The sequence below is a fragment of the Campylobacter sputorum genome, from assembly GCF_002220775.1.
Lineage (GTDB): Bacteria > Campylobacterota > Campylobacteria > Campylobacterales > Campylobacteraceae > Campylobacter_F > Campylobacter_F bovis.
Window position 1 is genome coordinate 1,049,996 of sequence record NZ_CP019685.1, and the last position, 13,480, is coordinate 1,063,475.

Sequence of the window (13,480 nt, forward strand, 5' to 3'; positions counted from 1 at the left end):
AGATTTAGGGCTAAATTTAGCCCTAAATCTACTCTTCTTCTTTTGTAAATCCATCTTTTGCATGAGATTCTAAAAATCTTAAGATTCTAGATTTTTCTTCATCATTTATCTTTGCAAAGTACTGCATAGCTGATAAATAAGCATCCCATTCATTCATTAAATGTTCGCTTGGATGATGTCCTGCATGACAACTTGTACAAGTATCATAATAAACTAATTCTATTTCTTCCCATGCTGGATATTCTCTATCAACTAAATCTGAACTTTTTACTAAAAATTTATCTCCACTTTTTGCAGTAGCATTATCAAGCTTTAAAAAGCTTGATAATGGGGTATTTGTATTTTTATCATTTTTATGAACTAAAACACCCTTATCTACACTGCTTGTAACACCTTTTACCTCTATTAAAGATAATTCTCCTTGATTTTTTATAAGCTTTACAGGAGCTCCTTCATAAATTTTACCTACAACTTCGTTAGTTTTTGGATTTATAAGATCTGTTTTTATATTGTAAATCCACATATTTTTTCCAAAAACTAAGCTATTTAAAACTATGAGTAAAAACATCATTTTTTTCATACTACACTCCTTTTACCACTGGTGCTTTTATGCCAACATAAGGCTTAGCATCAACTTTTTTGATATTTGCAAGGCATGTATTTGCAGTTGTGGCTTGTGCCATTGATGAAGTTGATATATGATGAGTAAGCACATTTACATGACCTGCGTTACATCTTGGATTATCAAAGCTCTCAGGATCATACCAAACACCTTCTTGGATAGAAATAACTCCACTCATTATATCATCACTTACAACAACTCCAGCTAATAAACTACCACGATTATTAAACACTTCAACAGTATCTCCGTTTTTAATGCCTAACTTTTTAGCATCATCACTATTTATTAAAACTGGCTCTCTATTGCCTACTTTATAAAGTTTTCTTACAAAACAATTATCAAGTTGAGAGTGAATTCTATAAGTTGGATGTGGGCTTACTACATGAAATGGAAATTCTTTTGTTTTTTCTTTATCGCCTAGCCACTCATCAGGTTCTAGCCAAATTGGATGACCTTTAAAATCATCTAATTTATAACTATCAAATTTATCTGAGAAAATTTGAAGTTTGCCAGTTTCTGTTTTTAACTTATTATTTTCTGGATCCTCTCTAAAATCAGCGTGTCTTACATACTTATAAGAACTCTCTTCAGGAGTAAAACTTAAAAATCCTTTTTCCCAAAACTCTTCAAAACTCATATAATTTGGGCAATCACTTCTATCATAAAAGCCTTTAATTCTCTCCATTTTGGTTTTTCCGCCTGTAAATTTACGGTGTTCTCTAACGCCAACAATTTTTGCCATTTCTTCAAAAACATCATAGTCATCTCTTGCTTCATAAAGCGGTTCAATAACTTTTTTCATAGCATAAACATAATCTTGCGAATAACTTCCGCCATAGCTTATATCATCTCTTTCTAGTGTGGTTGTAGCTGGTAAAACTATATCAGCCATCTTAGCAGTTGGTGTCCACCAAGGCTCATGAACTATCACGGTATCCAAAGTTCTTAAAGCTTTAATTAAAGAATTTGAATCTGGTTGATGCCCTAAAGTATTTGCACCTACATTATAAAAAATTTTAACATTTGGATATGTTAATTCTCCACCTTTAAATTTAATTTTTTTGCCTGGATTTAAGATAGCTTCACTTATCCTTGAAGCTGGAATCTTAGCCCTAACTTTATTTTTGCCTTGTGGAAGACCTGCTGGAAGCATAACTCCACTTGATGCTTGACCACCACCTGAGTAGTGCATAGAAAAACCAAATCCTCCACCAGGAAGTCCAATTTGTCCTATAAATGCTGCTAAAACCATCAAAGTCCAGTCTGCTTGTTCGCCATGATGGGCTCTTTGCATAGCCCAGTTTCCTGCTAAAAATGTTCTATTTTTTACAAAAGTATCAGCCAAAGCTTTGATAACACTTTCTTCAATGCCTGTAATTTTACTAGCCCATAAAGGTGTTTTTTCTACTTTATCTTCTGTTTTTCCTAGCAAATAAGGTAAAAACTTCTCAAATCCATAAGTATATTTTTGAATAAATTCTTTATCATATTGATTTGATGTATAAAGATAGTGCATCATACCAAGCATTAACGCAACATCAGTATTTGGACGAATTTTTATCCATTTTGCATTTAGTTTTTTAGCAATAGGCGTTAATTGAGGATCAATTGTTATAAATTTGATATTTGATTTAGCATATTTGTCGTAATATGGATTATTTGCTCTATTTGCAACTTTAAAATCAATCTGATTACATTTTAAAATATCAGCTCCCCACATAACATATACTTGAGTATTGTCTAATATCACTTCGTGAGCTGTTTGAAGCGAATAAACTTCTAAATCCCCAACTATAGTTGTATTTACCTTACCAGCTGCACCGTTACTATGCTCTCCATCCATTGTAATTGCACCACCAATTACTGTGTTAAAAAATCTTCCAGCAGCTGCAGAACAGTTATGTAAAAGACCAGGATGACCCCATCCACCATAACTTGCATTATAAATTTCATCTGGTTTTACGCTTTGAAGTTTAGTTAAAACTAGCTTAATCGCCTCATCCCAGCTAACCCTAACAAACTCTTCTTTACCACGAAGTTCTGGCTTTGAGTTTGCTTTTATGCCTTTTGCCTCAAGATAACTTTTTCTTACGCATGGATACTTTATCCTAGTAGGACTATAGACTCTATCTATCCACGCCTCGCTCCATGGAATTTTAGGATCTTTATCTGAAATTTGTGGAGTAATTTTTACCAATTTTCCACTTTCATCAACTTCTCCAAAAAATGCCCCTACATTTGAAGCAGTCGGAATGCTTTTTAGCTTTTTTTCGCCTGCTAAAAGCGGATTTGTAGATAATACAGCACTTGCAACACCTGTTGCTTTCAAAAAATTTCGTCTATTCATACAAATAATCCTTTTTTGTTGATAATAAAAATGTATCATAACATACATTTTCATCTAGTTTTCATTATTATGCTTATATTAAACTTAAATATTGTAAAATACTAACCGAAATAAAGGGAATATATTGATAAATTTAAAAAATTTAAATTTAATATTAGTTGTTGATTGCAAAAAAACAATTGAGAAAGCAAAACAAAATAGAAATAAATTTAACAATTTACTTATCAAAAATAGAGATAATTTTATTGAAGCTTTTTTAAATTCAAACACAAATATTGACATTATAATTTTAGATTTAGATTATGTATCAAGTATAAATTTATCTCCTATAATTAATATGAATAAAAATCAACAATTTATATTTTTAGCTAGTAAAAGACAAGTTTATATTAAATTTTTAAATGAATTTAATGGCGGAAGTTCTATGATTTTATTTAAACCAATAAAATTTAGTGCTATATTAGACAATATAATCCTTATATTTAAAAATAAAAACAATGATAAAAAACTAACAAAACTGACAAAACAAATAAGCATAGATTTAAAAACCGAGAAAATATTCGAAAATAAAAACGAAATTTTTTTAAGCCCAATAATGCATAAACTAATTATTCTATTTAGTGCAAATTTAGGATCTATAGTTACATTTGAAATGATAGAAGAATGTGTTTATAATACACAATATGTTACAAAGATAACAATACAAAATTTAGTAGGAAATTTAAGAAGAAAATTAAATCTTAATATTACAAATATATATGCAACAGGATATGTATTAAACGAATATAAAATATGTCCTCAGCGAGATTCGAACTCACGACCTCAAAATTAGGAATTTTGTGCTCTATCCAGCTGAGCTATGAGGACAAAATATTTAAATGCAATTTTGCTTTAAAAGTCAAAGGATTTTTAAATCCTTTGACACGATTATTTAGCCATTTCTCTTTTTTATGATCTCTTCGCTAACATTTTTAGGAACTTCATCATAATGATCAAATTCCATTGAATATGTAGCACGACCTTGAGTTTGGCTTCTTAAATCTGTTGAGTATCCAAACATTTCTGAAAGTGGGCAGAATGCATCTATAATCTTATTTCCTCCACGCTCACCCATGTTATTTACTTGACCACGACGTTTATTTATATCTCCTATAACATCACCCATATACTCTTCAGGAGTTTCTATCTCAACTTTCATAATAGGCTCTAATATAACTGCACCTGCTTTTCTAGCACCCTCTTTAAAGCCCATTGACGCAGCAAGTTTAAATGCCATTTCAGAAGAATCAACTTCATGGTAGCTTCCATCAAATAGAGAAACTTTAACATCTTCAACTGGATATCCAGCCAAAACGCCGCCTTGCATAGCTTCTTGGCAACCTTTATCAACAGCTGGAATATACTCTTTTGGAACAACACCACCTTTAATCTCATTTACAAACTCATATCCGCTACCTGGTTCCATTGGCTCAAGACGAAGATATACATGTCCATACTGACCGCGACCACCAGACTGTTTTGCATATTTATACTCTTGTTCAACTGTTTTTCTTATAGTCTCTCTATAAGCAACTTGCGGTTTACCAACTTCAGCCTCAACTTTAAATTCTCTTAACATTCTATCTACTATGATTTCAAGATGTAGCTCGCCCATACCAGATATGATTGTTTGACCGCTTTCTTCATCTGTTCCAACTCTAAAACTTGGATCTTCTTGAGCAAGTTTTTGAAGAGCAATACCCATTTTTTCTTGATCTGCTTTTGTTTTTGGCTCAACTGCAACACTAATAACAGGATCAGGAAATTCCATTCTCTCTAAAATAACTTTATCTTTTTCACTAGCTAGTGTATCACCTGTTAAAGTATCTTTTAAGCCGACTATAGCACCTATTTCTCCAGCATAAAGCTCTTTTATCTCTTCACGCTTATTTGAGTGCATTCTTAAAATTCTACCAATTCTCTCTTTTGTATTTTTAACTGTATTATATACATAACTTCCACTTTCAAGTTTACCACGATAAACACGAACGAAAGTAAGTTGACCAACAAAAGGATCTGTCATAATCTTAAATCCAAGTCCAGCAAACTCTCCATCATCTGTTGAAGGAACAGTTACCTCTTCTCCATTTTCATAAACACCTTTTATATCGGCAACTTCATCTGGAGCTGGCAAATATTCAACTACTGCATCAAGAAGCGGTTGAACACCTTTATTTTTAAAAGCAGTTCCACAAAGCATTGGAACCAAACTAAGACTCAAACAACCTTTTTTTATACCTTCTTTTATTTCTGCTTCACTTAACTCTTCGCCGCCAAAAAATTTCTCTAAAAGCTTATCATCTGTTTCACAAACAGATTCTATCATCTTAGCACGATATTCTTCGGCTTTTTCTTTTAATTCTGCTGGAATTTCTTTTTCAACATAATTTGTTGGCACCTTGTCATCTTCCCAAACATAAGCTACCATTCTTACAAGATCAACTACTCCTTTAAAATCATCCTCAGCGCCAATTGGAATTTGGATAGGAATAGGATTAGCTTTTAATCTATCTTTTATTTGTTGTTCGACATTATAAAAATTTGCTCCAACTCTGTCCATTTTATTTACGAAAACTATTCTTGGAACACGGTATTTATTAGCTTGTCTCCAAACTGTCTCACTTTGTGGTTGCACACCACCAACAGCACAAAATACAGCAACAGCGCCATCTAAAACCCTCATTGATCTTTCAACTTCGATTGTAAAATCAACGTGACCCGGGGTGTCTATAAGATTAATCTGATGATTTTTCCAAAAACATGTTGTCGCAGCAGAAGTGATAGTTATACCACGCTCTTTTTCTTGATCCATCCAGTCCATTGTGGCTGTACCCTCATGAGTTTCGCCTATTTTATGACTTATTCCCGTAAAAAATAGTATTCTCTCGCTTGTTGTTGTTTTTCCTGCATCAATGTGAGCTGCAATACCTATATTTCTAACCATGTGAAAAGGTGTTTTTCTTGCCATTATTTCTCCTTATTACCAGCGGTAATGAGCAAATGCTTTATTTGCCTCAGCCATTTTATAAGTATCTTCTTTTTTCTTAAATGAGGCACCTTTTGAATTTGCAGCATCCATTAACTCGTAAGCTAATTTTTCTATCATAGTTCTTTCGCTTCTTTTTCTTGAAAAAGAAATTAACCAACGGATTGCTAAAGCTTGTTGTCTAGCAGGACGAACTTCTATTGGAACTTGATATGTAGCACCACCAACACGGCGTGATTTAACCTCCATAACAGGCTTTACATTTTCAATAGCATTGTTAAAAACATCTATGCCTTTAACTTCGCCACCTTTTTTGTCTATAAGAGCAATAGCACCATACATAATCTCGGTTGCAACTGCCTTTTTACCATCGTACATTAATGAATTTATGAATTTAGTAATGATTTTGCTGCCATAAATTGGATCAGGCATAACTTCCCTAACAAGGGCTTTTCTTCTTCTCATTTTTATTCCTTCAAATTTGTGATTAAATTTTACTCAAACATTACTCAAAAAATAGTAAGTCTGTTAAAATAAACTATATTTATATTATTTGCTATCTTTTGGGCGTTTAGCACCGTATTTAGATCTAGAAACAGTTCTTTTAGCAACTCCAGCAGTATCAAGAGCTCCGCGAACTATATGATATTTAACACCAGGTAAGTCTTTAACACGACCGCCACGAACAAGTACTATTGAGTGTTCCTGTAGGTTGTGTCCTTCACCACCTATATAGCTAATTACTTCAAAGCCACTAGTAAGCCTTACTTTGGCAACTTTTCTAAGAGCTGAGTTTGGTTTTTTAGGAGTTGTAGTATAAACTCTCGTGCAAACTCCTCTCCTTTGAGGACAATCTTTTAACGCAGGAGATTTTGATTTCTCGGTAATTTTCTTGCGTCCTTTTCTAACCAATTGATTTATGGTTGGCACATTACTTCCTTTCATCATTAATTTTTAATCAGAAAATTGATTATATTTAAAATTGTCTTAAAAGAAGTTAAAAAAGCCCTTTAAATATCAAAGGCTAAATAATTTTATTTATGATTTTTAGGAGAACCGTCTGGATTGTTGCCAAAAACTCTAGCTACTATATAGCCAACTACACCAGATATAACAGAAGCAAGCAAAATGGCTAATTTATCAGTTTGATGATATCTCAAAGGATCTGGCAAATAAGCAAGATTGGCAACAAAAAGTGCCATTGTAAAACCAATGCCACATATTATTGCTATACTATACAATTGTTTCCAAGTAGCATTTTGTGGTAATGTTGCAAATTTAAGTTTAATAACTATATAGCTAAATAAAAATACACCAAATTGCTTTCCAAAAAATAATCCAGCAAAAATACCTAATGGAACCGGACTTAAAAGATAATCTAGTGACATGCCTTGCAAATTTATTCCAGCATTCACAAACGCAAATATCGGCAAAATAAGGAAATTTATAGGTATAGAAAGCGAATGTTCCATCTCTTTTAACATTGAAGTGCCGTTATTTTCATTATAAATTGGTATTGTAAATCCTGCTATAACTCCAGCTATAGTTGCATGAACTCCAGAGTTTAATACACAAATCCAAAGAATAATGCTAAATAAAATAAATATACCCTTACTATCAACACCTTTTTTTGATATAAATATAAGTATAAGAGTGCATATCAAAGCACCAATTAAAAAAGCAAAGTTAAGACTAGTAGAATAAAAAAGTGCAATTATGACTATAGCACATAAATCATCCATTATAGCAAGTGTTAAGATAAAAATCTTAAGACTTGATGGAATTCTTTTCCCTAAAATAGCAAGAACTCCGACTGCAAAAGCAATATCTGTTGCTGTTGGTATAGCCCATCCACGCATAGCAAATTCATTACCCCAGTTTATGATACTAAAAATAATAGCAGGGAAAATAACTCCTCCAAGAGCAGCAAAACTTGGTAAAAATACTTGTGAAAAATGCTTTAATTGACCTTCTATCATCTCTCTTTTTAACTCTAAGCCAATAGAAAAGAAAAATATAGCCATCAAGGCATCATTTACCCAAAATTCAAATGGTTTATCTAATACATAATCACCAATACCAATAACTATAGGAAATTCTAAAATAAAATGATAAAAATTATGCATCAAAGATGAATTTTGAAAAACTAGAGCTAAAATAGTAGCAATAAGTAGAAATACACCGCCAGTTGTTTCACTTTTAAATATTTTTTTTACAAAAGTTGTCAAATAATTTCCTTGCATAATTTCATAGTAAATAGTAAATAAAAAGTAATTCTACAATTTTAAGCTTAAGAGATTATTAAAAAATCAATCCACAAAACGCTTTGTTATATTAAAATAACTATCAATTCTTCTATCTCTCAAAAACGGCCACCATCTACGCACATTTTCAGATCTTATCATATCTATTTCAACTACACTTGAAAGTTCATCTGTGCTATTTGAACTAAATATTTCTTCTCCTTGCGGACCAAAAGCAAAACTATTTCCCCAAAATCTAATTCCGCCATCTTTTCCATCGCTTTCAAAACCAATTCTATTTACCGCAACTACTGGAACTCCATTTGCTACAGCATGACCTCTTTGAACTGCTATCCATGCATCAAGTTGGCGTTTTTTTTCATCATCTGTATCATTATCAAACCAACCAATTGCAGTTGGATATATCAAAATTTCTGCACCATTTAAACACATAAGTCTGGCAGCTTCGGGATACCACTGATCCCAACATATCAAAACTCCTAATTTTCCAACACTTGTTTGTATTGCATTATAACCAAGATCTCCTGGTGTAAAATAAAACTTTTCATAGAAATTTGGATCATCTGGTATATGCATTTTTCTATATTTTCCAGCTATTTTTCCATCAATATCAAAAACAACAGCACTATTATGATAAATTCCAGCTGAGCGTTTTTCAAAAAGAGAAGTTACTAAAACTATTTTATACTCTCTTGCAACATTAGACCAAAAAGCCAAATCACTTTCATAATCATTTGCTAAATCAAAAAAATCCACATTTTCGTTTTGACAAAAATAAGCTTCTTGATGAAGTTCTTGCAAAACAACCAAATTTGCACCGCTATTTACAGTTTGTTCTATAAGACAAACCGTTTTTTCTATAGTTGCAGTTTTACTACCACAATACTGATGCGAAATAATACCAACTTTTAATATTTTTGCCATTTCTAAACCTTTTTTTATTTATTATTAATCTGAATCATCTATTGGATCAAAATGCAAATTTATAATCCATGAATAACTATCGTATTTTGTTTGTATATAATGCTCTACTTCATCGCCTATAGCATGTGCTTTTGAAAGTGAAATTCCTGGATGAAAAACCATATGTATATAAAAAAAACAGGTTTTTGCACTTTTTCTTGTTCTTAAATCATGAAAATCAGTAACATCGTCTCTCGAAATAATAAATTTAGTTATATCATCTACTATATTTTCATCTATAGCACCATCAAGAAGAGTATAAATGCCTTCTTTTATGATTTTTATAGCACTAAATACTATGTAGATACTTATAATGATACCAAAAATAGCATCTATTATCGTAAGACCTGTAAATTTGATAATTATCAAAGTAATTATAATTGCTAAATTTGTCAAAAAATCAGTTTGATAATGCAAAGCATCTGTTTTGATGATAAGGTTACCACTTTTTTTAGAAATAAAATTAAGATAAAGTATTAAAATACCTGTAATTACAAGTGATAAAATCATCACATATAAACCAATATCTATGTTAAAATCATGGTTTTTAGCATAAAATTTCTGGATACTTTGAATGCAAATAAATATACCAATACCGATTATAAATAAACCTTCTAAAAATGCAACCAACGCTTCTAGTTTGCCATAACCAAAATTAAATTTATCATTTGGTCCTTGTTGTGATTTTCTAAGTGCAAAATAGTTAAATCCGGAAACTATGCAATCTAACATAGAATCAATTGCCGAGCTTAAAACAGAAATAGAACCACTCATAAGTCCTGCAATTAACTTTATAATAGCAAGCAAAACAGCCGTTGTTCCAGCAACAATTGGTGCGGTTTTTTCTAATTTATCAATATGCATTAATTATCTTTTTCCAATAAATCTATTTTGAGTAGAACAATGCAAAGAACCATTTTGTCTTATAAATACAGTCGCATCAACACCTACAATTTTTCTACCGGGCAATGCTTTTTTGAGTCTATTTATAACAATTTCATCATTTTTATCATTATATGTTGGGACTATTAAAGCTTCATTTATAAAAACAAAATTTGCATATGTTGCACCTAGTTTTTTGCCATTATAAAATTTAGCCTGCGGCAATGGTAATGGAATCAGTGTAAATTCAGTTTTTCTTAACTCTTTTTGCATATCTAAAAGTGCCATATATTCTTTGTCTTTTGGATTTTCGCTGATCGAGTAAGCAATGGTATCTTCATCTATAAATCTAGCTAAAGTATCTACATGAGAATCGGTATCGTCACCATCTATAAATCCATTTTCAAGCCAAATAATCTGTTTTAAACCAAAAAGATTTTTAAGCTCTATATCAAGTTCATCTTTATTCATAGAACTATTTCTATTGCGATTTAACAAACACTCTTTTGTTGTAAGCATTACGCCATTTCCGTTAAAATCTATGCTACCACCTTCAAGTATAAGATTAATCTCTTTTAACTCAGTTTTAAAATAATTCTCAAAAAGAATTTTATTTACATTATTATCAAGACTAGCATTAAATTTATTACCCCAAGCATTAAATTTAAAATCATAACTTATAATTTTATCGCCATTCATAACATCTATAGCACCATAATCTCTAATCCAAGTATCGTTTGTAGGAATTTGCATAAAATAAACATTATCAAATTTAGAAAATATTTTCTCAAAAATATTTGAATTTGGAGCTATTAAAAGGACTTTTTGATAAGGAATAATCGCTTTTACAAAATTTTCATATGAAAGTAAAATTTCATCTAAATACTCATTCCAATCGCTATTTTCATGAGGCAAAGAAAGCATTATAAGTTCTTGTTCTTCCCACTCTCCAAAAGCTCTTTTTATCATTAATTATCCTTAAAAATTTTTGTGAATTATAACATAGTTTTTTATCAATATGCTTAATTACTGATAAACAAAAACAGAGTATTTAAAATGTAGTTTATTTTTAAATTTCAAATTCTAAAAATTCTATATGTCATACTTATCACAACCATAAGCGAAACTAGAGTAGCTGGTGTTGATTTTGAAAAATTGTATAAGAAATTACAAAAAGCATTTAATAACTTAAATTTACCAAAAGCATTAATTACTGATAAACAAAAACAAAGTATTTATAAGATATAGTTTATTTTAATAGTTTACTTCTAGATGCTTTAAGCATCTAGAAAATTTATATATTAAGGGGGATTAATTTAAAACCTATTATTCCTTACACTCTCAACTATATCTTTAGACATAGTATCAAGTTCTTTTGTAATGCTGTTTGTATTGTTTGCAATATTAACATTTTCTTTTGTTAAAGCATCTACATCAGCTACAGAGTTATTTATCATAGATATTGCTTCAGTTTGTTCTCTAATGCTTTCACTCATCTCATTTATTGATTGAGTTAAAACATTTACATTAGCTTCTATCTCAGTTAAAGATTTACCTGTTTTTTCAGCAAGTTTTCTAACTTCATCAGCAACAACTGCAAATCCTCTTCCTGCTTCTCCAGCTCTTGCTGCTTCTATAGCAGCATTAAGTGCTAGAAGATTAGTTTGTTCTGATATATCTTTTATAATAGTTATAACATTTTTAATCTCTTCACTTTGAGCTATAACTTCTGTTGTTTTTTGATTAATTGAGTTCATTGAGCTAGACATCTCTTCAACTGCAGCTGCACTTTCTTCAAGTGAACTAGCTTGTTTTTTAGCTGAAGCTGTTATTTGATCTACTGCTTTAGATAATAGATCTGATTTTTGTTGTAAGCTCTCTGCTTGAGATAGATTTTGTTTAAGCATATTTGATATTTCAATGCCTAAAGTATTTATACCTTGAGCAATAACACCTTTATCTTCTATAGAAGTTGTAAAGTCTTTGTTTTGGAAAGATTTTAATAAATTTAGTATATTATGTCCATTATCTGCTATAAGTGAGACTAATGTTGTTTGTAACTCTTTAAATGCTTCTTTTAGATTATTAAGTGCTGGATTTGAAGAATTTGCTTCAAATGATACTAAGAAGTTACCTTCTTTTATCTCATCTACAAATGTATTAGCTTGTTTTATAAATACTTCTTCATCAGATAAATTCTTTTTAGTTTTTTCAATGTTTTCATTAATAGCTTTAGCCATAGCTCCAAATTCATCTTTTGTTTTTACATTTATTGTATTAGCATCTTTTGATTCATGATTTATAAATTTAAATACATTGTTTAGACCTGATTGGATTATAGAGATTGGTTTTAAAGCTCTTGTTATTATGAAAGTTAAGATAGATACTATAAGTATAATAAATATAGTTGAAGTTACACTTTGACTTTTAATTATATAACTTAGTGTGCTATCATAATCACTCATTGAGTTTGCTGAACAAATAAGCCAGTTAGCAGCTTCGTATTTTTCGCAAGCACCAACTTTATGATCTCCCATAAAGTCATATTCAAAAGGTTTGTTTCCAAATTCTTTAAATTTACTTGTAAATGTATTAAAAGCATCTACGGCATCTTTTGAATTCGACATTACAAATTCTTTATTTGGATGTGCTAATATTTGATTGGAATTTAAATCCATTATATTTACTAGGGATGTTTTTGTAGGTTTTAAACTATTTGCTGCATTAGACAATATTTCTGTATGTATATCTGTTCCTACAGCACCAACTACTTTTCCATCTACAACAATTGCTCTTGCAAGACTAACAACAATTTTGTTATTCTCTATATATATCTTTGAAACATATGCTCTAGAAGTATCACTAGATGCGCCTTTATACCAATCTGTATTTCTAGCATCATAATTTATCTGTTTACCATGTATTTCGAATTTTGTAGTTCCATCACCATTAAAAATTATACTATAAACCTCTCCAGTATCTGCAAAGCCAACATAAAATTCTTGAAAATCAAGTACAGGACCTATACTTTCTAATCTAGACCTAATAGCATCCTTATCATCTAAAAGATAAGGATTTGCTCCTAAATACTTGGCAAAATTATTTATAGCAAAAACGCGTGTTTTAATATATTGTTCAACATACATTTCTACTGATTTAGTTATAGTTTTTTTATTGCTCATAGATTCGCTTAAAACAACATTTTTAGTCGAATTATAGTTTATAAAAGAAAAAACTGTAAAAGAAACGGCTAACAAAAAAAGAATAATAAGCGAAACCTTGCTTGAAACTTTACTCAACATAAAAATACTCCTTATAAATTAATAATTTTTTAGTTAGTAATTTTAAATGATAAATTATATCACTCCCCCCCCGTT

Annotated in this window: 10 protein-coding genes, 1 tRNA gene and 2 pseudogenes; 1 reads left to right on the forward strand and 12 read right to left on the reverse strand. The window is 30.6% G+C overall.

Annotated elements, in window-relative coordinates:
• Window positions 1-28 precede the first annotated feature (28 nt).
• Window positions 29-580 carry a hypothetical protein gene (locus tag CSPB_RS05175; RefSeq protein ID WP_089193436.1) on the reverse strand — a complete coding sequence of 184 codons (552 nt, stop codon included), beginning with the start codon at window positions 578-580 and terminating at the stop codon, window positions 29-31.
• A 1-nt stretch (window position 581) separates the two neighbouring features.
• The gene (locus CSPB_RS05180; RefSeq protein WP_033916228.1) at window positions 582-2,975 is read right to left on the reverse strand and encodes a molybdopterin-dependent oxidoreductase; all 2,394 of its coding nucleotides are present in this window, start codon (window positions 2,973-2,975) and stop codon (window positions 582-584) included.
• Between the two features lie 418 nt (window positions 2,976-3,393).
• Between CSPB_RS05180 and CSPB_RS08925 the strand changes: the two genes are divergently transcribed.
• Window positions 3,394-3,801: a winged helix-turn-helix domain-containing protein gene (locus CSPB_RS08925; protein ID WP_227484219.1), complete on the forward strand. Its 408-nt coding sequence runs from the start codon at window positions 3,394-3,396 to the stop codon at window positions 3,799-3,801.
• Here the strand turns inward: CSPB_RS08925 and CSPB_RS05190 are convergent.
• From CSPB_RS05190 to CSPB_RS09120, 10 genes and pseudogenes are all read right to left on the reverse strand, one after another.
• Window positions 3,763-3,836: transfer RNA gene (locus tag CSPB_RS05190), tRNA-Arg, on the reverse strand. The two genes, CSPB_RS08925 and CSPB_RS05190, sit on opposite strands and share 39 nt — an antisense overlap.
• Window positions 3,837-3,900: 64 nt before the next feature.
• Window positions 3,901-5,976, reverse strand: a complete 2,076-nt coding sequence (fusA, locus tag CSPB_RS05195) for an elongation factor G (protein WP_033916218.1) — start codon at window positions 5,974-5,976, stop codon at window positions 3,901-3,903.
• Between the two features lie 12 nt (window positions 5,977-5,988).
• Window positions 5,989-6,459 (reverse strand): 30S ribosomal protein S7, encoded by a 471-nt coding sequence (gene rpsG / locus CSPB_RS05200; protein WP_033916219.1) that lies wholly within the window; start codon window positions 6,457-6,459, stop codon window positions 5,989-5,991.
• 84 nt (window positions 6,460-6,543) lie between these two features.
• Window positions 6,544-6,924: a 30S ribosomal protein S12 gene (gene rpsL, locus CSPB_RS05205; RefSeq protein ID WP_033916220.1), complete on the reverse strand. Its 381-nt coding sequence runs from the start codon at window positions 6,922-6,924 to the stop codon at window positions 6,544-6,546.
• 104 nt (window positions 6,925-7,028) lie between these two features.
• Window positions 7,029-8,237, reverse strand: coding sequence for a Na+/H+ antiporter NhaA (nhaA, locus tag CSPB_RS05210; RefSeq protein WP_193625349.1), 1,209 nt, complete (start codon window positions 8,235-8,237; stop codon window positions 7,029-7,031).
• A gap of 66 nt (window positions 8,238-8,303) precedes the next feature.
• Window positions 8,304-9,182 carry a carbon-nitrogen hydrolase gene (locus tag CSPB_RS05215; protein WP_089193438.1) on the reverse strand — a complete coding sequence of 293 codons (879 nt, stop codon included), beginning with the start codon at window positions 9,180-9,182 and terminating at the stop codon, window positions 8,304-8,306.
• A gap of 24 nt (window positions 9,183-9,206) precedes the next feature.
• Window positions 9,207-10,085, reverse strand: a complete 879-nt coding sequence (locus tag CSPB_RS05220; protein ID WP_089193439.1) for a cation diffusion facilitator family transporter — start codon at window positions 10,083-10,085, stop codon at window positions 9,207-9,209.
• 3 nt (window positions 10,086-10,088) lie between these two features.
• Complete coding sequence (locus CSPB_RS05225) at window positions 10,089-11,072, reverse strand: agmatine deiminase family protein (RefSeq protein WP_089193440.1); 984 nt, start codon at window positions 11,070-11,072, stop codon at window positions 10,089-10,091.
• 347 nt (window positions 11,073-11,419) lie between these two features.
• Window positions 11,420-11,821, reverse strand: a pseudogene (locus tag CSPB_RS09115) (methyl-accepting chemotaxis protein); the annotation flags it as partial.
• 1,020 nt (window positions 11,822-12,841) lie between these two features.
• Window positions 12,842-13,405: pseudogene (locus tag CSPB_RS09120) on the reverse strand (PDC sensor domain-containing protein); the annotation flags it as partial.
• Window positions 13,406-13,480 lie beyond the last annotated feature (75 nt).